A 21,555-nucleotide genomic window follows, 5' to 3' on the forward strand; every position below is an offset into this window, starting at 1 on the left:
CGGGGGGGGGGCGGGGGGGGGGGGGGGGGGGGGGGGGGGGCCGCCGGGGGGGGGGGGGGGGGGGGGCGGTTTTTTTTTAAACACACCCTGCTGGGGGGGGGGCGCCCGGGGGGGCCCCCCCCCACGCAACCCGCTCGACTTCTGGACCTCTGGCGTTGGATACCCTCATGCCTACTTATCCTGTTGCTTGTCTCGCCGCTCCGGTATTGATTGGAAGCTTGAAGGGCGGTGTCGCCTTCGTCGCGTCGCACATGCTCAACGACTTCGAACGGGTATTGGGCGTTGCCTGCGGAGCGCTCCTGTATCTGACGCGTTCGCATGAGACCACGACGTGGCGCAAGGCGATCTATTTCGTCGTGTCGCTCCTGGGCGGCAATTTTCTCGCGCGACGGATCGTCTTCAACTGGCCGCAGGTCGAACCGTGGCTAGCCGGGTTCATTGCGAGCGCGGCGCTCGTGACGTTCACGATTCTCGCGCTCGACTGGAGTGAGCGCCACGTCGAGCCGACTCTGGACCGTTTGTACGCGTGGGTCGTCAAACGGCTTCTCAAAGGATGACTCAGGCTTGCACGAAAGGCACAAAGAAGGCGGGCGGCGATAGGCCGCCTTCTTATGACTTCCGGCAGTCTCGCTACACGGCCTTTATCCCTCTAGTATGGACCTTCGATAAAAAGCATTGAGCGTCTCATTTAATTGGGATGCCGAAGCTTGTGAGAAATGTTCGATTCAGGGTGGATCAAGTCAAGTTGTCACTTGACAACCAGACTCCCACTCATTAAATTGGAGGGCGTAGATGGTTCGAGGAACCCACTCTAAGAAAGAGGTCGAGGCAGCATTGGCGTATGCCGAAAAAAACGGTTGGCGTGTTCAGGGCGGTGGCAAAGGCCACGCGTGGGGAAAAATGTATTGTCCCGACAACGACGCGGACTGTCGGTGCGGTGAGTTCTGCATATCGAGCATCTGGAGCACACCCAAGTGCCCTGGCAACCATGCCAGGCATCTGCGGAGAATCGTCGACAACTGCACGGCTCGCCGGTAGCGAAAGCGCGCTGTTGGCGAAAGCCTTGGACCGAATAAAGGCAGGAGTAAATCATGGAATATGTGTTCACGTTGAAGTACCGCCTCGCAGCGGAAGATTGCGATCTTGACGCGATCGTCGAGCGGCTGGGCGAAGCGGGGTGCGATGACGCCACCGTTGGCATCGGGCAACCGGGCCGCATCGCGCTATTTTTCACTCGCGAAGGCACGTCTGCATTCGCTGCGCTGGTCAGCGCGCTTCAAGACGTCAAACGGGCGGTGCCGTCCGCACGGCTGGTCGAGGCAGGCCCCGATTTCGTCGGCCTCACCGACGTGGCCGAAGTCGCAGGCGTGTCGAGGCAAAACATGCGCAAGCTGATGCTCAATCACGCAATCGACTTTCCGGCGGCGGTCCACGAGGGCAGCGCGTCGGTGTGGCATCTGTCGGACATCCTTGATTGGCTCATTGCGCGCGGCGGTTATGAAATCAAGGCAGACGTGTTCGACGTCGCAAAATCGGCCAAGCAGATCAACCTCGCCAAAGAAGCACGCGAGATCGAGCCGCGTCTTAACCGTCAACTCGAGTGTCTGGTGGCATAGAAGCAGGCACGGCCAGCGTGCGAATTCGCGCGGCCATGTAGTCGGCATGCGCATTGGCCTTTCGGGCCACCTTCGGCAGGCCTTGGCGCAAAGCGTTAAAATCGCCCACCACGTCCGATTTGTCAGCAGCGTCAGACGTCGGCGTGTTGTCCGTAAAAATTTACGAACGACCGTTCACAAATTTACGTTTTGCGCTAAACTGGCACGCAAGCCCTGATTCCACATGAAGGTCCTCGATTTACAGTGTCCGCATGGCCATCGGTTCGAAGGCTGGTTCGCTTCGGCTGATGACTTCGAATCGCAGCAGTCCCGCAAGCTCGTTGAATGTCCGATCTGCGGTGCGAACGAGGTGAGCCGTTTACCGTCGGCGCCGCGCCTGAACCTGTCGGGTGCGACAGAGACGAAAGCGCCAGCGGGTGCAGGCGACATGCAGGGGCGCGTGATGCGCGCCTTACGCGAGGTACTGGAGAAGACCGAGAACGTGGGCGACCGCTTCGCCGAGGAAGCGCGGCGCATTCACTACAATGAAGCGCCCGCACGCAATATTCGCGGTGTCACGACACCGGAAGACGCGAAAGCCTTGGTCGAGGAAGGCATCGAAGTGATGCCGCTGCCGGTCCCGGCTGCCTTGAAGGAACCGCTGCAATAGCGCAGTGGCTCGCTGGCGGCGGGTGGTAGCGGCCAGGAGACACTACGCATGAATCTGGACTATTCCCCCGCTGAAAGCGCGTTCCGCGCCGATATCCGCGCCTGGCTCGAGGCGAACCTGCCTCGCGATCTGAGCGACAAAGTACTCAATCACAAGCGGCTCTCCCGCGACGACTTCGCAGACTGGCATAAGCTGCTCGGCACGCGCGGCTGGTCGGCGATCGCATGGCCGCAAGAATACGGTGGCCCGGGCTGGGATGCGACCCAGCGGCACATCTGGGACGAAGAGTGCGCGCGTATCGGCGCGCCGTCCGTGCTGCCTTTCGGCGTTTCCATGGTGGCGCCCGTGTTGATGAAATACGGCAACGAGGCACAGAAGCGTCACTATTTGCCACGCATTCTCGACGGTACGGACTGGTGGTGCCAAGGCTACTCAGAGCCCGGCTCGGGTTCGGATCTGGCCTCGCTGCGCACGCGCGCCGAGCGCGCCGGCGACCATTACGTGGTCAACGGTCAGAAAACGTGGACCACGCTCGGTCAGTACGCCGACATGATGTTCTGCCTTGTACGCACGGACAGCGGCGCCAAAAAGCAGGAGGGCATTTCGTTCCTGCTGATTGACATGAAAACGCCGGGCATCACCGTGCGGCCGATCATTACGCTCGACGAAGACCACGAAGTCAACGAAGTGTTTTTCGAAGACGTGAAGGTGCCGGTCGAAAACCTGGTGGGTGAAGAGAATCGCGGCTGGACTTACGCGAAATATCTGCTCGGCCACGAGCGTACCGGTATCGCGCGGGTCGGCCAGTCGAAGCGCGAACTCGTTTTCCTGAAACGCCTTGCACGGAATCAAAAGAAGAACGGCAAACCGCTGCTGCAGGATCCGGTCTTCGGTGCAAAAGTCGCGAGCCTCGAGATCGAGTTGATGGCGCTCGAAGTCACCGTGCAGCGCGTGGTCGCCAATGAAACGGGCGGGCGCGGGCCGGGGCCGGAAGCGTCGATGCTGAAGATCAAGGGCACTGAAGTTCAGCAAGCGCTGACCGAACTGATGTTCGAAGCGATCGGGCCGCTCGCCGCGCCGTTCGACGTGCCATTCCTCGAAGGCGAACGCGCACATAGCCTGGCCGGCGACGACGATGCCGCGCCGCTGGCCGCGTACTACTTCAACTTCCGCAAGACGTCGATTTACGGCGGCTCGAACGAAATTCAAAAGAACATCATCGCGCAGATGATTCTCGGACTTTGAGGAGCGGCGCATGGACTTCACATTCAACGACGAACAACAGCAATTCGCCGACGCGTTGCGCCGCTATCTGGACAAGAGCTACGGGTTCGAAGCGCGCCAGGCGATCGTGCGATCGGAAACCGGCGTGTCAGACGTGCATTGGGCCGCGTTTGCCGAGTTGGGCCTGACGGCACTGCCGGTGCCGGAAGCGCAAGGCGGTTTCAACGGCGGCCCGATCGATATGCTGGTGGTCATGCAGGAACTCGGCCGCGCGCTGGTCGTCGAGCCTTATTGGGCGACCGCGGTCGGCGTCGAGGCAGTGCGCCTTGCGGGTAGTGAAGAGGGCGAAGACGCGTCGTTACTCGAACGTGCGGCCCACGGCGAGATCAAACTGGCGGTGGCATTTCACGAACCGCACGCACGCTACGATCTTTTTTCGATCGAGACGACCGCAAGCGGGCAGGGCGGGCAGCAGACCTTGACCGGCACGAAGTCGGTTGTGCTGCACGGCGCGCAAGCAGATCACTGGATCGTGCCGGCCCGTCTGAACGGCGAGATTGCACTCTTCGTCGTGGCACGCAATGCAGGCGGCGTCAAAGTTACGGACTACCGCACGATCGACGGTCAACGTGCCGCCACACTCGAATTCAACAGCACGCCGGCGCGCCAATTGGCAGGCAACCACGCCGGCGCGGCTGCGCTCGAACATATTGCGGACTACGGCACGGTGCTGTTGTGCGCCGAGGCGATCGGCGCGCTAGACGCCTTGAATCTCGCCACCGTCGACTACACGAAAACGCGCCAGCAGTTCGGCCAGCCGATCGCGCGTTTTCAGGCCTTGCAGCATCGTATGGTCGAGATGCTGATTCACGCCGAGCAGGCGCGTTCGGTCACGTACCTGGCTGCCATGCGCTACACGAGCACGGATGCCGACGAACGTCGCCGCGCGGTTTCCGCTGCGAAGGCACGGGTGGGGCAGGCCGCGCGCTTTGTCGGTCAGCAGGCGGTTCAGTTGCATGGCGGCATGGGCGTGACGAACGAAGTGGCCGCGGCGCATCTGTTCAAACGACTTGCTATTATCGAAACCACATTGGGCGACGTCGATCACCATCTCGCGCGGTTCGCCGCGCTGCCCGGCTTCGTCACGGCAGAAGCCTGATCCGCGGCTCGAATCGAATAAAAGGAGGTGTGACGATGGGATTGAGTTACGAGGACTTGATAGTCGGCACGAGCATCGAAATCGGTAAGCACACGTTCACGCATGACGAGATCGTCGAGTTTGCGCAGAAGTTCGATCCGCAGCCGTTCCACGTGGATGAAGCCGCGGCCGCCGAATCGCCGTTCCGCGGATTGGTCGCGAGTGGCTGGCATACCTGCTCCGTCATGATGGGCATGCTGGTGCGCAATGCGTTCGCGGGTTCCACGTCGATGGGCTCGCCGGGTATCGACGAAATCCGCTGGTTGAAGCCGGTGCGGGTCGGCGACACGATCACCATGATGAACGCCGTGCTCGACAAGCGTATCTCGGAGAGCAAGCCGGATCGCGGCATCGTATCGACGCAGTGGGAAGGCATCAATCAGCATGGCGAAACGGTCATCACGGTGCGCTCGAAGGGATTGTTCGGGCTGCGCAATCCTGGTGCCGCTTCATGACGGGCAGCGCGGCACCTGCCGCAACGTTCGGCAGCACCGCCGCCTTGCGCGCGTTGGTGGGCGCCGAGCCGCTCGTTAGCGAATGGCTGGAGGTGGATCAGGCGAGCGTCGATCGGTTTGCCGAAGCGACCGGCGATCATCAGTGGATTCATGTCGACCCGGAACGGGCGCGGCGCGAGTCACCGTTCGGCGGTCCGGTAGCGCACGGTTTTCTGACGCTTTCGTTGATCCCTGCATTGCTCAGTGAGACGGTGGTGCTCGAGCAGCGCATGGGCGTCAATTACGGATTGAACCGCGTGCGTTTTACATCCCCGGTGCCGGTCGGCTCGCGGTTGCGCGCTAAATTCGCGGTCGAATCCGTAGCCGAAGTAGATAACAACGGCGTGCAAGTGATATGGAATGTGACGCTTGAGCGGCAGGGCAGTGAGCGGCCGGTATGCGTCGCCGAGTTCATCACGCGGCATTATTTTTAACGTTTCGACGCATGCTTGTTAAAAAGCGCGAGCGACAGTGATGCCGGCTCGCGCTTTTTTTCTAATGCATATTCAGACGCCGCGGTGCAATCAAGGTTTAGCGTAGTGCGCCGCGTCGAATGCCTGGCCGACCTCAAGCCCGCGTAATCGGCGTCTCCACACGCGCTGCCGCGCCCGCATCGATATAACGTGCGAGTTCGAGTTTGGCGATCGCGTTGCGATGAACTTCGTCGGGACCGTCGGCGAAACGCAGTGTTCGCGCAGACGCATAGGCATACGCGAGCGGGAAGTCGTCGCAGACACCACCGCCACCGTGCGCCTGAATCGCCCAGTCGATCACCTGACACGCCATGTTCGGTGCGACGACCTTGATCATCGCGATCTCGCCGCGTGCGCCCTTGTTGCCGACGGTGTCCATCATGTAGGCCGTTTTCAGCGTGAGCAGACGCGCCTGTTCGATCATGCAGCGGGCTTCCGCGATACGCTCCTGCGTAACGCCTTGCGCGGCAACCGGCTTGCCGAACGCGACACGTTGCAGCGAGCGTTTCGACATTAATTCGAGGGCACGTTCAGCGAGACCAATCAGACGCATGCAGTGATGAATGCGTCCCGGTCCGAGTCGGCCTTGCGCGATCTCGAAGCCACGTCCTTCACCGAGCAGCATGTTGGTGGCGGGTACGCGCACATTCTCGAGCGTGATTTCCATGTGACCGTGCGGCGCGTCGTCGTAGCCGAACACGGTGAGCGGACGGTGCACGGTGATGCCGGTGGCGTCGGCGGGAACCAGAATCATCGACTGCTGCTGATGGCGCGGCGCTTCAGGATCTGTCTTGCCCATCACGATATAGATCTTGCAGCGCGGATCACCCGCGCCCGACGACCACCATTTGTGGCCGTTGATCACGTAGTAGTCGCCGTCTCGCACGATGCTGGTCTGGATATTGGTCGCATCCGACGACGCCACTTCAGGTTCGGTCATCAGAAACGCCGAGCGGATCTGGCCTTGCAGCAGCGGTTCGAGCCATTCGCGCTTGTTGTCGTCGCTACCGTAGCGCTCGATCGTTTCCATGTTGCCGGTGTCGGGCGCGTTGCAGTTGAACACTTCGGGCGCCCAAGGTACGCGGCCCATGATTTCGCATAGCGGCGCGTATTCGAGGTTCGTCAAGCCGGCGCCGCGCACGGATTCAGGCAGAAACAGATTCCACAAGCCGGCGTCGCGCGCCTTCTGCTTGAGTTGTTCGATCAGTTCGGTGGGTAGCCACGCGTTGCCGTTCTGGCGATTGCGGGCAATCTCAGCGTAGAACGCCTGCTCGTTCGGATAGATATGCTCGTCGAAGAATGAGAGCAGTTTCTCGCGCAATGCCTGAACCTTCGGGGTGTAATCGAAATTCATGTAAGACCTCGCGGATAACGGGTAACGGACGACGTTTGTTCGGAGCGCAACCAGATGCGTGACTCGGTCGCACGACTCAATGCGTTTTGGCGTGCCACCCAGCGTACGACCCGGCGCACGACTTCGGTCAGCGCACTTTCTGCGCGTAGCGCCAGGCGAGTTCGGCCATCGGCTTCGCACGGCGGCCGGCATCGAGCGCCTGAGCGCTGGCCGCGGTGCCGTCGACGACGCGTTTCATGATCCCTTGCAGGATCGCGGCGATGCGAAACATGTTGTACGCCAGGTAAAAATTCCAGTCGCCGTGAATCTCGAAGCCGGTGCGCTGGCAATAGCGCGCGACGTACTGGCTTTCGTCGGGAATGCCCAAGGCGGCCCAATCGAGGCCCGCGATTCCCCGGAACTGCGCCGGGTCGACGTGCCACGCCATGCAGTGATAGGCGAAGTCGGCGAGTGGATCGCCGAGCGTCGACAACTCCCAGTCGAGCACGGCGAGCACGCGCGGTTCTGAAGGATGAAAGATCAGATTGTCGAGCCGGTAGTCGCCATGCACGATCGAAGCGCGCTCGCCCGTTTCGGCCGGCATATGTTGCGGCAGCCATTCGATCAGGCGCTGCATGGCGTCGATCGGTTCGGTCTCGGAGGCGATGTACTGTTTGCTCCAGCGACCGATCTGACGTGCGAAGTAATTGCCCGGCTTGCCATAATCGGCCAGACCCAGCGCCGCGACGTCGACGCTGTGCAGCGCCGCGATCACACGGTTCATTTCGTCGTAAATGGCGGCGCGTTCGGCTGGCGTCATACCGGGCAACGACTGGTCCCACAGCACGCGGCCTTGAACGAACTCCATCACATAGAACGCGCGGCCGATCACGCTTTCGTCTTCGCACAAGGCGAGCATTTTCGCGACCGGCACATCGGTATCGGCGAGCGCGTGCATGACGCGATATTCACGTTCGACGGCGTGCGCGGACGGCAGCAGCTTCGCCGCCGGCCCGGGTTTGGCGCGCATCACATACGAGCGTGACGGCGTGAGCAGCTTGAAGGTCGGATTGGACTGCCCGCCGGCGAATTGCTCCAGCGTGAGCGGTCCGGAAAATCCGTCGACATGCCGGGTCAGCCACGCGGCGAGCGCGTCGCTGTCGAAGCGTTGCCGCTCGCTGACCGGGCGCGTGCCCTCGAAGTCCGAATAATCCGGCTGGTGTTCTGGTTCGCCGGTCTGTGTGGCTTGCACCATCTGTCTCCTCCAGTTCGGGTTCAGCTACGCTTGTATTGAATGAATTGCGCGTAGAGCATTTCCATCGTGGTATTGCGGACACCGCGATGAAGCGGCGAGGGCGGTGAATAGTTGATCGTGCGCAGCACCCAGTCGCGTGGCGCGGCGCCCACGTCGAGCGCGTTGATGCAACCGGTGGCTTGCGCCAGATGCCCGAAGAACGTGCGGCCACCGGCCGTGATCGCATGCGACAGGATGGCGCGATTCACGCCGCCGTGCAGGACGAGCAGCACGGTGTCCCACGATGTGTTCTCGCGCAACGCAGCGAGCGCGGGCAGTACGCGATCGAATAACTCGCCAATGGTCTCGCCGTCGAGAAAGCGCGTGCTTTCCGGCACGATGCCGTCGAACACGCCGAGAAACGCGGCCTCCATATCGTGCAGCGGAATATTGCCGAGCTTGCCGCCGCGAATCTCTTCCCAGGCGGGCTCGATTTCCAGTTCGATCTGCTGGGCGGTTTCGGCAAGGACGCGCTGTGCGGTTTCGATCGTGCGCGGCAAGCCGCTGACGATCACCCGGTCGAAAGTGATCTGCTGCGCGGCGAACTCGCGGCCCGCCGCGCTGGCCTGCTCGCGGCCGTTCTCGTTCAGGGGCACGGTCTCGGGATCGATCGCGCAGCCGGAGTCGTCGAAATAGGTGACGTCGCCGTGACGCATCAGAAAGATGCGGCGGCGTTTGGGCAGTTGATAGTCAGACATGGTCCTGTCGTTCACTCACGTTCACTTATACACCGGAGCGCGTTTTTCGAGGAACGCGGAAATCCCTTCAAGACTGTCCCGATGATGCAGCGACGCGACAAAGTTGTCGCGCTCCGCCACCAGATGATCAGGGAGCGGTTGCGCGCCGGCCGCGCCGATCAGCCCCTTGATGCGCGCGACTGAATTGGGCGAAATCTTGCCGAGTTCGTCGGCCCATGCAACCGCGGCGTCGCGCACGGCGCCGGTCCTGGCCAGTTTGTTGACGACGCCGAGTTCATGCAAACGCGTGGCGCCGATCGGTTTGCCTTCGATCAGTACCTCGGTGGCCAACTGACGCGGCAGCGCTTGTGCGAGGAACCACGAACCGCCGCCGTCGGGCGTCAGGCCGACGCGTGCATACGACATAACGAATTTGGCCGTGTCCGCGGCAACGATCAGGTCGCACGCGAGCGCGAGCGAGAATCCCGCGCCGGCGGCGGCGCCGTCCACGGCGGCGATCACCGGCTTCGACGAAAGGCGCAGCGCCGAGATCCATTCGCCGAGCAGGTCGATGCTCTGAGCTTGCACGGACGGATCTTTCGCGCGGTTTTCCAGCAGGCGGTTCAGATTGCCGCCCGCGCAGAAGAAGTTGTCAGCGCCGGTGATCACGACGGCGCGGATCGACGGATCGCGCTCCACCGAGTCGAGCGCTTCGATCCCTGCGGCGTACATGTCCGGGTGCAGCGCGTTGCGCGCGCCGGGGTTCGACAGCGTGAGAACCAGTGTCGATTCGCTTTCGGTCGGGCGCGAGGTCAGCAGTTCGGCGCTCATTGTTGTGTCTCCGTGGTGTGCGTGTCGGTATCGGCTGCGTCGCGTTGGGTCAGCGAAAGGCCAAGCTGGGCTCGCCGCGCGAGCCAAGGTGAAGGACGATAGCGCGGGTCGCCGAGCACACTGAACATATTGCGCAGAATCGCGAGAATGGTGGTCGAACCGAGCGCGTCGCCGAGCGCCAGCGGGCCGCGTGGGTAGCCGAGGCCGAGCGTCACGGCGAGATCGATATCGTCAGGCGTGGCGATCTGTTTTTGCGCGATGTCGCAACCGATATTGACGATAGTCGCCACCACGCGTTGCGCAACGAAGCCGGTCGAGTCGCGGATCACGGTGACGGGCACGCCGTCGGCGGCGAAGAGCGCATGCGCCGTGTCACGCGCGGCGCGAGTGGTGGCGGGCGTTGTCATCAGCGTGCGGCGATGTGCGCCGACGAGCGGAAAGAGCGCGTCGACGGCGACGACACGGCTCGCGTCGAGCGCTTCGTCGACTGCGGCTGTGGTCGCGTCGTGACCGAACGGCGTGACGACGATCAACGAGTTTGCTTCGGGCGTCGCGCCGTCGTCGAGTTTCACGCCGGCTTTCTCGATGAGTTGCACGACGGCGTCGTGCGCCTGCGGATAACGCTTGCTGACCCACACGCTGGCCGGCAGTCCAGTCGGCGCGGGCGCTTCGGCAGGCACTTGCTGCTTGCCGTCTTCGTAGCGGTAAAAGCCTTCACCCGTCTTGCGGCCGATCAATCCGCCCGCGAGCCGTGTGCCGGTGATGGGCGACGGCGTGAAGCGCGGTTCTTCATAGAACTGGTGATAGATCGACTCCATCACCGGATGCGAGACGTCCAGCGCCGTCAGGTCGAGCAACTCGAACGGCCCGAGGCGAAAGCCCGCCTGCTCGCGCATGATACGGTCGATGTCGGCGAAGCTGGCCACGCCTTCACCCGCTACGCGCAAGCCCTCGGTATTCATGCCGCGGCCCGCGTGATTCACGATGAAGCCGGGCATATCTTTCGCGCGCACCGGCGTGTGACCCATGCGGCGCGCGAGTTCCATCAGCGCGTCGCCTGCGGCGGGGTCGCTGCGCAGACCGTCGATCACTTCGACGACCTTCATCAACGGCACCGGATTGAAGAAGTGATAACCGACCACGCGCGACGGATCGCTACAGCCGGCGGCAATCGCCGTGATGGACAGCGAAGACGTATTGGACGCCAGCACGCAATGGCCGCTCACCACGGTCTCGAGTTCGCGGAACAGCGCCTGCTTCACGTCGAGTTTTTCGACGATCGCCTCGACGACCAGATCGCAACCGGCCAGATCGCCAATGGCCTGCGCGCCGCTGACATTCGCGAGCGCGGCAAGAGAGCGCGCCTGGTCGAGCTTGCCTTTCGCGGTCAACCTGGCGAAAGTCTCGGCGAGATAGTCGCGCGCGGCGCCGATTGCAGCAGGATTGGTGTCGTACAGACGCACGGTGAAACCGGCCAGTGCGGCAATCTGCGCGATGCCGCGGCCCATTGCTCCGGTTCCGACAATGCCGATAGTCTCGATGCTGAAATTGCGAGAGGTCATTGTGATGCTCGACTCCATGGTTATTTTAGAATAGCACGATCGTGCAATTTACTGGATGATTGATGGACGATCGCTGCTTTGACTTTGATTTCGATGAGCACGAGCGGTCGCATACAACCCGAAGGAAGGAGATACCCGATGATCAAGCTGTGCGGTTTCGCGCTCTCTAACTATTACAACAAAGTGAAGTTCGTGCTGCTCGAACACGGTATTCCGTTCGAGGAGGTGTCGGTGTTGCCGAGTCAGGATGAGACCATGCTGGAGCATTCGCCGCTCGGCAAGGTGCCTTATCTGCAGACCGAAGAGGGCGATCTGTGCGAATCGCAATGCATCGTCGAGTATCTGGCCGCGCGCTTTCCCGACAAGGTGATCTTCTCCGCTGACCCTTGGGAAGCGGCCAAGGAGCGCGAGCTGATCATGTTCGTCGACGTGCATCTCGAACTGACCGCGCGCAATCTCTACAAGGAAGCGTTCTTCGGCGGCACGGTGACCGAGGCGACTAAAGGGCGTGTCGAGAAACTTCTCCAGCATCACATTGCCGGCTTCAGGCGGATCGCGAAGTTCGGGCCGTACCTGAGCGGCGAGCGCTTCAGTGTTGCGGATACGGCGGGGTATGTGAGCTTGCCGCTGGTGGGCATGGCGACGCAGACAATCTACGGTCGCGATTTTTTGCTGGACGCCGGCGTGGACTGGAAGAGCTACGTGAAAGTGATCAACGCCCGGCCGGCCGCGCAACGCGTGACCGAAGATCGCAAGGCGTACATCGCGGCTTCGCGCCCGGTTTGACGGGCGCTGCCCGGCCTTAAGCGAACACGCGCGAGGCGCGCACGCCGGGACCATTGCGCGCGATAGCAGGGAACGGAGGTTCGTTCGCGGCGTCGCGCAGGACATGTCAGAGCCGCGCCAGCCGCTCGAGCGCTGTGGCGAGCGTGCTTTCCTGCTTGGCAAAGCAGAAGCGCACCACGCCAGACTCATGCGCCTCGTGATAGAACGCCGAGACCGGAATGGCCGCCACGCCGATCTCGCCGGTCAGCCATTGCGCGAATTCTGCTTCGGGCAGATCGCTGATCGCCGAATAGTCGACGCACTGAAAGTAAGTGCCCGTGCAAGGCAATAGCTTGAAGCGCGAATTCGCGAGGCCGGCGCGGAAGAAGTCGCGCTTCTTCTGATAGAACGCCGGCAGGTCGAGATACGGTGCAGGATCTTTCATGTAGTCGGCAAGCCCGATCTGCATCGGCGTATTGACCGTGAACACGTTGAACTGGTGCACCTTGCGGAACTCGGCGGTGAGCGCGGCGGGCGCGGCGACATAGCCGACTTTCCAGCCCGTCACATGGTAGGTCTTGCCGAAGCTCGACACCACGAAACTGCGCTGCGCCAGTTCTGGGTAGCGGGCCACGCTTTCGTGCGGCGCGCCGTCATAGACCATGTGTTCATACACTTCGTCGGAAAGAATCAGCACGTTGGTGCCGCGCACGATCTCTTCGAGCTTGCGCATGTCCTGCTCGCGCCAGACCGTGCCGGTCGGATTGTGCGGTGTATTGATCAGCAGGAGCCGCGTTTTCGGCGTGATCGCGGCAGCGAGCTTGTCGAACGGAATGGCGTAGTCGGGTGCCTCGAGCGTGACGAATACCGGCTTGCCGCCGGCCAGATCGATGGACGGCAGATAGCTGTCGTAGGTCGGCTCGACCACGATCACTTCGTCGCCCGGGTGGACGGTGCAGAGAATCGCGGTGAGCAACGCCTGTGTCGCGCCCGCGGTCACGGTGATTTCGGTCGTGGCGTCGTAGCGGCGCCCGTACAGGTTCGCGATCTTGTCCGAAATGGCCTGGCGCAGCGGCGCGGCGCCCGCCATGGGCGGGTACTGGTTGTGGCCGTCGCGCATGGCGTTCGCGACCGCGTCGACAATGCGTGGATCGCAGTTGAAATCGGGAAAGCCCTGACCCAAATTTACCGCGCCTTTTTCTGCGGCGAGCGCGCTCATCACGGTGAAGATCGTCGTGCCGACATTCGGCAGGCGAGACGGAAACGTGGGACTCGTGGGCGTGTCGTGCGGTGCATTCATGGCGCTGTCCGGAGCGTGGGCGAGTGGGTTAGACAAAGGCGTCGCGTGAAATGGACGAAGCCTGATTGTAGGGAATCGCGGCGCGGTGTGCGTGCCGCGAAGTGCACGTTAGCCGACTGGCCAAGGCTGTGCGCCTGGCGGGTCATGCGGTTGCAGTCTCGCCGGTGACGCTCAGGGACGCGCCAATGGCGGCGACGAAGGGCGCCGGCTGGGCGATCTGAAAGCCGAAGTCGCGTGCAATCCGTTTGGCCAGCTTCAACACCGCGCGATCTTTCGAGACCAGCCAGTCAGCCTGCGCGGCGTGCGCGAGTTCGAGAAACTTCTGGTCGTCGCGGTCTTTGCATTTGGGCAAGGGTCTCGTATCTTCCGTTTGCGCAACGGGATCGACCAGTTGCGCGAGCCGTGCGACGACTGCGAGCGCGGCGGCCTTGTCCACGTTCCGATGCACGAACTGCGGGTAGTCAAGCACGTAAGTGAGTTCGGCGAGGCAGCGCGCGTCGATCAGCGCGGTCAGCGCACCACTTTCGAGCGCGGCCGCGATCGGCCGCGTGTGCGGGTCGTCGAACACGAGAATGTCGATCCACACATTGGAATCGAGGACGACGCGCAAAGCGCCGCGTGAGACATGGGAACCGGGCATTCGATACAATCTGGCTTTCGTCTTTGACCGCCAGGCACGGCGTGCCTGCAAGCCTCTATGATAATCGTTCTGTCGCCGGCGAAATCGCTCGACTACGAAACCCCGCCTCACGTCAAAAAGCACACGATCCCCGATTTTGTCGACGACGCGGCCGAATTGATCGGCGGATTGCGCCGCTTGTCGCCGCAGCAGATCGCCTCCTTGATGGATATTTCCGATCAGCTCGCGCACCTCAATTTCCAGCGCTACGCAGAATGGTCGCCCAAATTCGGCACGCACAACGCCAAGCAGGCGGTGCTGGCGTTCAATGGCGACGTGTACGAGGGTTTCAACGCGAAAACGTTGTCGGCGGCGGATCTCGACTACGCGCAGAATCACGTGCGCGTGTTGTCCGGCCTGTACGGATTGCTGCGCCCGCTCGATCTGCTGCAACCTTACCGGCTGGAAATGGGTACGCGTTTCGCTAACCCGCGCGGCAAGGATCTGTACGCATTCTGGGGCGAGCGGATCACGCAGGCCTTGAATGCACAGCTCAAGAAGAATGCCGCGGCGTCCCGCGTGCTGGTCAATTGCGCGTCGGGCGAATACTTCAAGTCCGTCAAGCCGAAGCTGCTCGAAGCGCCGGTCATCACGCCCGTTTTCGAGGACTGGAAGGGCGGTCGCTACAAGATCATCAGCTTCCATGCAAAACGGGCGCGCGGCCTGATGGCGCGCTATGCCGTGGAGAACCGTCTCGACAAGCCCGAGCAGTTGAAGGAATTCGACGCCGAAGGCTATGCGTTCGACGCCGAAGCGTCGAATGATTCCACTTACGTATTCCGCCGCCGCGTTGCTGAATAAGCGTTTCGCCGCGCGTACAAGCAGGGAAAAACCATCATGACGTTATCCATTACGAGCAACTTCGACGCAGGCGCGATTGAAGTGCTGTCCTGCGAAGAAGCGGGCAACATCCGTTTGCGTGTGCGGCCGGACAGCCATGCCGAGTTCGCGCAGTGGTTTTACTTCCGCTTGTCCGGCGCGGCGGGCGAGCGCTGCGTGATGACCTTCGAGAATGCCGCCGCGTGCGCTTTTGCCGAAGGCTGGCGCGATTATCAGGCGGTGGCGAGCTATGACCGGGTGAACTGGTTCCGCGTACCCACGTCGTACGACGGCCGCGTGCTGACGATCGATCACACGCCGGATTTCGACCGTATTTACTACGCGTATTTCGAGCCGTATAGCGAGGAGCGTCATGCGGAGTTTCTGGGCGCGGTGCAGCAGATGCCGCAGGCGACGCTCACGGAATTGGGCAAGAGCGTCGAAGGTCGGCCCATTTCGCTGCTCACGCTCGGCACGCCGCAAACCGGCGACACACCCAGGAAGAAAATCTGGCTGATCGCGCGCCAGCATCCTGGCGAGACGATGGCCGAGTGGTTTATCGAGGGTCTCGTGAAGCGGCTCGCGGGTTGGGGCGATTGGGCGGGTGACCCGGTGGCGCGCAAGCTCTACGATCACGCGGTCTTCTACATCGTGCCGAATATGAATCCGGACGGCAGCGTGCACGGCAATCTGCGCACCAATGCGGCCGGTGCGAATCTGAATCGCGAGTGGATGGAGCCGGATGCCGCGCGCAGCCCTGAGGTGCTGGTGGTGCGCGACGCGATTCACGCGACCGGCTGCGACCTGTTCTTCGATATCCACGGTGACGAGGCGCTGCCCTACGTGTTCGTGGCCGGCTCCGAAATGCTGCCAGGCTTCACCGAGCGGCAGCGGGAAGAGCAGCAAGCGTTCATCGAAGCGTTCAAGCACGCGAGCCCCGATTTCCAGGACAAGCACGGCTACGCGGCGAGCAAATATCGTGAGGACGCGCTGAAACTGGCGTCGAAGTACATCGGCAACGAATTTGGCTGCCTGTCGCTCACGCTGGAGATGCCGTTCAAGGACAACGCGAATCTGCCTGACGAACGGGTGGGCTGGAACGGCGAGCGTAGCGCGTCGCTCGGCGCCGCGATGCTTCAGGCGATCCTGCGGCACGTGGAGACCTTTGCTTAAAGCGAACTCGGCATAGAAAAACGAGGCACGCACTTCACGGTGTGTGCCTCGTTTTCATTGGGGCGGCTGCTTGACTCGCGGCCGGCGGGCTGATGCCGCAAGCTCGAACCGCTACTGAGTTTTCTTCTTCGCCGGTGTCTTCTTCGCGGTTGCTTTGTTCGAGTTCGTTCTCGACGACTTGCCCGAGTTCGGTTTGGAAGACTTCGTGGTCGCTTTCTTCGTGGTTTTGCCGCTCGCCGAGTGCTTGCCTTTGGCGCTCTTATGCTTGCCCGACGCCGCTCGCGATCCCGAGGGTTCCGAGGCGCGCGCACGGGCCGGTGGCACCGGATCGTTCCAGCTGAACGCCAGCATCTGCGCACCGACATAGCCGCAGCGGAACTTCAGATCGGCGGGGTCGCCTTCGCCGCTTTGGCGCACGCCGAGCCCTTCGACGGTGACGATGTTGTCTACCTTGACGCGCTGCTTGCCCTCGTCGAACGAATCGTTCCACGGCGTGACCGACGCATGCGCGCTATCGAACGAGCTAGGTGGAAATTCGACATGGTCGAAGGCAGTTGACGTGCTGGCGACAAAGTTGCCATGAGCAGCGCAGTCCGCAACGAGCGGGTCTGCATGCATTTCATTGACAAATCTATTGACGAGATCGTTGTGCTGTTCGAGTTGGTCGGCGAGCGCGGAAGTGGAACAGATGAGCGAGAGACTCGCCGCATATGTTGCCAACCGGCCGACCAACCGCAGCATTCGGCGCGGTACGTTGGTGCGATCCATCTAGTTGTTAGACGCTAATGAGACATGAGGCACGTAAGATGCCCCGCGAGAGGGTGGAGTTCAATCCTGGCACAAAATATTTTGTCCTGTCGTGGTGCGCCGGCACGAGCGGTTCATGTAGCCGAGGCGCCCATTGCCGCAGCTGCACGTTCAATGGTCGTGCGAGTGTCAGGTGCGCGGTCCGCCCAATCGATATCTGCGTACGTCATAAGTGGTGACCCACGCAGGACGATACACCGCGATCAATGCCGTCGACATGCCGGTGAACCAGGCTTCCCCTGTGGCAAGTAGAAGCACGCTGAGCGCGTAGCCTGCGGGGATCACGGTCATGGAGCCGTCGGCGAGCGCGATATGCACGCCGAGAGCCGCGGCCGCCGTAAGCGACACGGCAATGGCCGGCGACACAAACCCCTGGCCGAAGATGAACATGAAGAGATTGCGCGGCAACCACGCAATGCTGATGCGTTGGACCAGAGTAGAAATGCCGACTGGCAATGCACCATAGACGAGGAAGGTCAGCGCGATACCCTGCCAGGGAGCATCGAAGACGACAGCGGCCAGACCGGTGACCACCGCCATGGCGATCAGCGCCAGCGCCCAGTCGAACAACGTGACGACTAGCGTGGCGCCGAGCAGATGCATGACGGTGCCGTCGTCGAGCCATGCGTTGGTGGCCCACAGCACCGACACTGCGACGATGATCGCAAGCCAGACATGCTGCAGGGTGCCGTCTTGAAGTCGTTTGAAAGGATTTTTCCACAGCGCGAGCGCGACCACTATCGCAGTGACGATCCAGCCACCGACAGCGACCCAGAACGGAAGCGGTGTGTAGAGGAAACCCATGTGTCTCATATTACTCGTTGGACGAGAAAAGGTGTGAGCGGATTCCATGCCAGCAGGCGCAAACGCTGTTAGAAAGTAGCCGCCCGAATGCTGACGCGTGCCCCGGCGACGCTCACGCAGGGCCTGGCGCAAGTGGGTCCGTTGCTGGTCCGGCGGGCGGCGCGTCGCCGTACTGTGCGCCCGGTTCGGCTGCCATCGGCAGCAGGGCGGCCGTGTCGTTAGCAGGCAACGGATAGTGGAAGCGCCGTCGCGTGCGGCGACGCAAAGGCACCACGCCGGCTTGCCCCATGATCGGGCGAACCGGGCCGTCGGCATCATTGCGCAGTACTTGCAGATGGTTCGATAGCCAGCCGTTGTAAAGCGCGACCGCGGCAGCGCGATTCGGCGCCCCGAGTTGCTGGAATATGCTGGTCAGATGGATCTTGACGGTGCCTTCGCTAATGCCGAGGGTGCGCGCGATCATCTTGTTGGTGCTGCCCATGTGAACGCAGCGCATGATTTGCTGCTGGCGGGGTGATAGCCCGTTGGCCAGTTTGGCGCGGCGCGGTGGAGGGCTCTTTTCGTCGAACGGCCGGATGGCGGTATCCGGCGGCAGCGGAGGATCGAGCGCCAGCGCGCCGGGCGGCACGTAGTGACCGCCCAGCAGCACCATTTCAAATGCGCGCACGATCAGACAAGGATCGGTGTCGCGCGGCACGACGCCAAGCACGCCCTCGTCCATGAGGTCCCGCACGGCGACCGGCGAGATCTGGTCCGTCAGCACTGCAATGCGCAGATCGGGGTAATGACTGAGCAGATGGCGCGTATCGGCGATCGACATCCAGTCCTGCCAATCGATGACGAGCAGGTCGGGCCGCTGACGTTTGAGCGTGCGTTCGACCTGACGCCAATCCTGGGCTTCGTTAAAACGCGCCAGACGGTCAATTTGCCGCAGTAGTGCTTTGAGTCCATCACGTCGTTCCGCGTCTGAGTTGAGTATCGAGAATCGCATGCATGTCTCCAGATGAATCGGGCGAAGTGGCGCGATGCAGACGCGCGGCTAGTGAGAGCCGGATGCGTTGCGATGCGTCGCCGTTCCTATGATGACAAATTCCCTTCAATTTGACGGCCTGTCCAAAAGGCATAAGAGGAATGACGTAAGAACGTAGAGGCACAAAAAAGCCCCGCGCTCGGCGGGGCTTTGTCATGTCGTATGCGGCGCCCGAAATGCGCCTGCGACCATGTTCAATGGAAGTGCGGCTGCGCGGGCTCCGCGTCCTCCGGCATTTCGGCATGGACGATTTCGCCGAGCGGGTCGGCATAGAGCGGCACGCCGCAATCGTCGCAATATTCCGGCTCGAAGCGGCCGGCGTGCCGGCGCACCTCGGTCACACCGGTCTCCTTGAGCAGCGCGACGATTTCCTCGAGCGGGTCGTCCGACGCGGCGGTTTCCTGCGGCTCTTCGTCGATGCCCGGCTCGCCGTTCTCACGGCCGTAAAGCGGCCACACGACGCCATAGATCACGTCATTGCTGCCCCGGCGCGTGAAGCCGACGCGGTATTCGTCGATGCGGCGTTCGCCGAAGCCCGCGACGACCGCGCGCAATTCCTGAGGCGCAGCACCGATCGTGTCGAACAGATAGCGCACGGCGGTGCGCACGGTGTGAGGGCGCACGCTCTCGTCGGCATCGCGGCAGGCAGAGTAATAGGCGTCCGGCAACAGGCACTCGAATTCGCAGCCGGGCAGCACCAGCGACAAATTTGCGCCGCCTTGCGTAGCCCATTGTTCGAGGCATTGCCCGCGCTCGATCCGGCTGCCGTGCTCTTCTTCCTGCCAGCGGAACGTCGGCTCGCCCACCGGGGCCGCGACCACGGCCAGCAGGAAGCGCGGGTCGGCCAGAATCGGCGAAGTTTCCGGCAACTCGCCGAAATTCAGTTTGACGTTGCCGCCGGTCATGGCCGCCTGAGCGAGCTGCTGGGCAATGCGCCAGGTTTCGACATGATGACGCGGCAGCTGATCGATGCTGTAAAGGAAAGGCGCCATGGCGACCCGCGTATTCGCTGCGAGCACGTGCGCTTGCAGGTGCGCGCGCAGGGCGTCGGCGGCGTCGGCCTTGAGCGGGCCGGACGGAATCATGTAGCGGGTCCAGGCGAGCACGGGCGCGGCGATCAGCAGCGCCTCATGAGGCACGCCTTCGTGTTCGATGATGAACGACTCGCTGTGCGTTTCCGCCATGTCGGCGAGCGCGCCGTAGGCGTCGGGATGATTTTGCTGCAGATGATCGAGCGCGGCGTCCAGCGTAGTCTGGTTGGCGTTGCGAACGATCTTGGCGAGCAGCGCGTCGAGTTTCGCTTCCCAGAAGCGGTCCTCGGTGCGGCTGCCCGACGCGAAAAGCGCGAGCGAAAGACCGACCAGCTTGTCGGCATCGGGTGGGAGACGTTTGGCGATTCGCGAGCGCATAAATCCGGAAATTGGGGTGTACAACCTTATATTCTAGTCTTTTCTATGCCGCCATATTATTTGGTCCGCAATGCCGGATGAATTGGGACGTTTCCGCGCGAAAAATCAGCCTGTCGAGCGCGGCTTCGAGACCGTTGCGCAGCGGCTTGGCCCGATGATATAAGACGCCCCCGGACGCGTGGCTCGCTTCTATACTGAGCGCTTTCAGCGAACGCCTGACAAAAGTATGTCCATTCGTCGCCGGGGATTGGCGCAACAGGAGATTCATCATGAAATCGGACCAACTGATCGAACGGCTTGCCGCTGTGTTCGCGCTGATTATCCTGGTGGGCGGATCGCTGCTGGTGCTGGCGCCTTTCACGACCGCGCTACTATGGGGCGCCATTCTCAGCTATAGCTCCTGGGGCTTGTACCGGAGGCTGACCGCGGCCGTCGGCGGGCGGCGCAAGTGGGCCGCCACGTTGATCGTGTTGATCATTCTGATTGTGGTGCTTGGACCGTTCGTCTATGCGGGCTTTGCTTTCGGGGCGCACGTACACGATATCGTCGCGCTGGTTCAGCGGCTCTTTGAAGCCGGCTTGCCGGATTTGCCGCCGTGGGTTGCCCGGATTCCGCTGGTGGGTTCCAGCATCGAGGCATTCTGGGAGCGTGTCACAAGCAATAATTCCGAACTGATCGCGCAATTGCGTACGCTCGCTGCACCCGCGGGCAAGTGGATTCTGGCGGCTGCAATTGCGGTTACGCATGGCCTCGGTCTGTTGGCGTTGAGCATCGTGCTCGCTTTCTTCTTTTATACGGGGGGAGAGGGCGCAGCGGCCTGGCTGAACGCCGGCATGCGGCGTATTGCCGGGGAGCGCGCCGACTATCTGCTGGCACTTGCTGGCAGCACGGTGAAGGGCGTGGTCTATGGAATTCTCGGCACGGCCCTCGTGCAGGGGATTCTGGCGGGATTCGGATGCTGGATCGCCGGTGTGCCTGCGCCGGCGCTACTCGGGTTGGCGACGTTCTTTCTGTCGGTGATACCGGGTGGGCCGGTGGTTGTCTGGTTGCCGGCGGCGATCTGGCTGTACCACGGCGGCGCGACTGGCTGGGCGATCTTTCTGGTGGTGTGGGGGGTGCTGGTCGTCGGCATGTCAGACAACGTCATCAAGCCGATTCTGATCGGGAAGAATAGCGACATGCCTTTGATTCTGGTGATGCTAGGTATCTTGGGCGGTGCATTCGCTTTTGGCTTCCTCGGCGTTTTCATCGGCCCGACTTTGCTGGCGGTCGCGTACACCGTGCTCCACGATTGGACCATTGGCGCGCCGGCTGCACGTGCTTTGGCGCCCGATATGAAAGTGCCTGTCGTCGATGAGCCGAGCCGCATAAAAAAGGCGCCTTGAATAAATTTCAGATAATGCTTGCAAGGCGCTGGC

The 21,555-nt window shown here is 62.1% G+C and carries 23 protein-coding genes; 12 read left to right on the plus strand and 11 right to left on the minus strand.

Translation table 11 applies throughout. The features are described 5' to 3' along the window. Positions 1 to 167: 167 nt before the first annotated feature. The 8 genes from P0D68_RS35115 to P0D68_RS35150 all read left to right on the plus strand — a co-directional run bounded on the left by P0D68_RS35115 (position 168) and on the right by P0D68_RS35150 (position 5,615). A complete protein-coding gene (locus P0D68_RS35115) occupies positions 168 to 557 on the plus strand; it encodes a putative holin (RefSeq protein WP_408297043.1) in 390 nt (129 codons plus the stop codon). Positions 558 to 792: 235 nt separating this feature from the next. Continuing rightward, positions 793 to 1,038 (plus strand): hypothetical protein, encoded by a 246-nt coding sequence (locus P0D68_RS35120; protein WP_408183501.1) that lies wholly within the window; start codon positions 793 to 795, stop codon positions 1,036 to 1,038. A gap of 53 nt (positions 1,039 to 1,091) precedes the next feature. Then, on the plus strand, positions 1,092 to 1,616 hold the full coding sequence (locus P0D68_RS35125) for a helix-turn-helix transcriptional regulator (RefSeq protein WP_408183503.1): 525 nt from the start codon (positions 1,092 to 1,094) through the stop codon (positions 1,614 to 1,616). Positions 1,617 to 1,839: 223 nt separating this feature from the next. Beyond that, entirely contained in the window at positions 1,840 to 2,265 is a 426-nt protein-coding gene (locus tag P0D68_RS35130; protein WP_408183506.1) for a DUF1178 family protein, read from the plus strand. 48 nt (positions 2,266 to 2,313) lie between these two features. Next, positions 2,314 to 3,510, plus strand: a complete 1,197-nt coding sequence (locus tag P0D68_RS35135) for an acyl-CoA dehydrogenase family protein (RefSeq protein ID WP_408297040.1) — start codon at positions 2,314 to 2,316, stop codon at positions 3,508 to 3,510. 10 nt (positions 3,511 to 3,520) lie between these two features. Then, positions 3,521 to 4,648 (plus strand): acyl-CoA dehydrogenase family protein, encoded by a 1,128-nt coding sequence (locus P0D68_RS35140; RefSeq protein ID WP_091795764.1) that lies wholly within the window; start codon positions 3,521 to 3,523, stop codon positions 4,646 to 4,648. Between the two features lie 35 nt (positions 4,649 to 4,683). Next, positions 4,684 to 5,142 carry a MaoC family dehydratase gene (locus P0D68_RS35145; protein ID WP_408183513.1) on the plus strand — a complete coding sequence of 153 codons (459 nt, stop codon included), beginning with the start codon at positions 4,684 to 4,686 and terminating at the stop codon, positions 5,140 to 5,142. Then, positions 5,139 to 5,615 (plus strand): MaoC family dehydratase, encoded by a 477-nt coding sequence (locus P0D68_RS35150; RefSeq protein ID WP_408297037.1) that lies wholly within the window; start codon positions 5,139 to 5,141, stop codon positions 5,613 to 5,615. The genes P0D68_RS35145 and P0D68_RS35150 overlap by 4 nt, the downstream gene beginning before the upstream one ends. Positions 5,616 to 5,748: 133 nt before the next feature. On the opposite strand, the gene P0D68_RS35155 is transcribed toward P0D68_RS35150, so the two are convergent. From P0D68_RS35155 to P0D68_RS35175, 5 genes are all read right to left on the minus strand, one after another. Continuing rightward, complete coding sequence (locus tag P0D68_RS35155) at positions 5,749 to 7,008, minus strand: acyl-CoA dehydrogenase family protein (RefSeq protein ID WP_408297035.1); 1,260 nt, start codon at positions 7,006 to 7,008, stop codon at positions 5,749 to 5,751. A gap of 127 nt (positions 7,009 to 7,135) precedes the next feature. Further along, a complete protein-coding gene (locus P0D68_RS35160) occupies positions 7,136 to 8,242 on the minus strand; it encodes a phosphotransferase (protein ID WP_408297033.1) in 1,107 nt (368 codons plus the stop codon). A gap of 20 nt (positions 8,243 to 8,262) precedes the next feature. Beyond that, positions 8,263 to 8,979 (minus strand): histidine phosphatase family protein, encoded by a 717-nt coding sequence (locus P0D68_RS35165; protein WP_408297031.1) that lies wholly within the window; start codon positions 8,977 to 8,979, stop codon positions 8,263 to 8,265. A gap of 21 nt (positions 8,980 to 9,000) precedes the next feature. Next, positions 9,001 to 9,789 carry an oxepin-CoA hydrolase, alternative type gene (locus P0D68_RS35170; protein ID WP_408183524.1) on the minus strand — a complete coding sequence of 263 codons (789 nt, stop codon included), beginning with the start codon at positions 9,787 to 9,789 and terminating at the stop codon, positions 9,001 to 9,003. Then, positions 9,786 to 11,351, minus strand: coding sequence for a 3-hydroxyacyl-CoA dehydrogenase (locus tag P0D68_RS35175; protein ID WP_408297029.1), 1,566 nt, complete (start codon positions 11,349 to 11,351; stop codon positions 9,786 to 9,788). Before P0D68_RS35175 ends, P0D68_RS35170 begins: the two co-directional genes overlap by 4 nt. A 138-nt stretch (positions 11,352 to 11,489) precedes the next feature. Between P0D68_RS35175 and P0D68_RS35180 the strand changes: the two genes are divergently transcribed. Beyond that, the gene (locus P0D68_RS35180) at positions 11,490 to 12,137 is read left to right on the plus strand and encodes a glutathione S-transferase family protein (protein ID WP_408183528.1); all 648 of its coding nucleotides are present in this window, start codon (positions 11,490 to 11,492) and stop codon (positions 12,135 to 12,137) included. 106 nt (positions 12,138 to 12,243) lie between these two features. Here the strand turns inward: P0D68_RS35180 and P0D68_RS35185 are convergent, their stop codons facing one another. Together P0D68_RS35185 and P0D68_RS35190 are read right to left on the minus strand one after the other, a co-directional pair. Further along, positions 12,244 to 13,416 carry a pyridoxal phosphate-dependent aminotransferase gene (locus tag P0D68_RS35185; protein ID WP_408297027.1) on the minus strand — a complete coding sequence of 391 codons (1,173 nt, stop codon included), beginning with the start codon at positions 13,414 to 13,416 and terminating at the stop codon, positions 12,244 to 12,246. Positions 13,417 to 13,558: 142 nt separating this feature from the next. Beyond that, the gene (locus P0D68_RS35190) at positions 13,559 to 14,056 is read right to left on the minus strand and encodes a putative toxin-antitoxin system toxin component, PIN family (protein WP_408297025.1); all 498 of its coding nucleotides are present in this window, start codon (positions 14,054 to 14,056) and stop codon (positions 13,559 to 13,561) included. Between the two features lie 57 nt (positions 14,057 to 14,113). On the opposite strand from P0D68_RS35190, the gene yaaA reads away from it, so the two are divergent. Both yaaA and P0D68_RS35200 read left to right on the plus strand, forming a co-directional pair. Continuing rightward, entirely contained in the window at positions 14,114 to 14,896 is a 783-nt protein-coding gene (gene yaaA / locus P0D68_RS35195) for a peroxide stress protein YaaA (protein ID WP_408183537.1), read from the plus strand. A 36-nt stretch (positions 14,897 to 14,932) separates the two neighbouring features. Continuing rightward, a complete protein-coding gene (locus P0D68_RS35200; protein WP_408297023.1) occupies positions 14,933 to 16,087 on the plus strand; it encodes a M14 family metallopeptidase in 1,155 nt (384 codons plus the stop codon). A 111-nt stretch (positions 16,088 to 16,198) separates the two neighbouring features. Here the strand turns inward: P0D68_RS35200 and P0D68_RS35205 are convergent, their stop codons facing one another. The 4 genes from P0D68_RS35205 to P0D68_RS35220 form a co-directional block, all read right to left on the minus strand. After that, entirely contained in the window at positions 16,199 to 16,855 is a 657-nt protein-coding gene (locus P0D68_RS35205) for a BspC domain-containing protein (RefSeq protein ID WP_091795724.1), read from the minus strand. A gap of 168 nt (positions 16,856 to 17,023) precedes the next feature. Next, the gene (locus tag P0D68_RS35210; RefSeq protein ID WP_091795721.1) at positions 17,024 to 17,698 is read right to left on the minus strand and encodes an energy-coupling factor ABC transporter permease; all 675 of its coding nucleotides are present in this window, start codon (positions 17,696 to 17,698) and stop codon (positions 17,024 to 17,026) included. Between the two features lie 112 nt (positions 17,699 to 17,810). Next, positions 17,811 to 18,689 (minus strand): response regulator transcription factor, encoded by an 879-nt coding sequence (locus P0D68_RS35215; protein WP_091795718.1) that lies wholly within the window; start codon positions 18,687 to 18,689, stop codon positions 17,811 to 17,813. A 233-nt stretch (positions 18,690 to 18,922) separates the two neighbouring features. After that, a complete protein-coding gene (locus P0D68_RS35220; protein ID WP_091795714.1) occupies positions 18,923 to 20,137 on the minus strand; it encodes a DUF2863 family protein in 1,215 nt (404 codons plus the stop codon). A gap of 269 nt (positions 20,138 to 20,406) precedes the next feature. Between P0D68_RS35220 and P0D68_RS35225 the strand changes: the two genes are divergently transcribed. Continuing rightward, entirely contained in the window at positions 20,407 to 21,522 is a 1,116-nt protein-coding gene (locus tag P0D68_RS35225; protein WP_408183548.1) for an AI-2E family transporter, read from the plus strand. Positions 21,523 to 21,555 lie beyond the last annotated feature (33 nt).

This window comes from Paraburkholderia sp. RL17-380-BIE-A (genome assembly GCF_046028085.1).
Classification (GTDB): domain Bacteria; phylum Pseudomonadota; class Gammaproteobacteria; order Burkholderiales; family Burkholderiaceae; genus Paraburkholderia.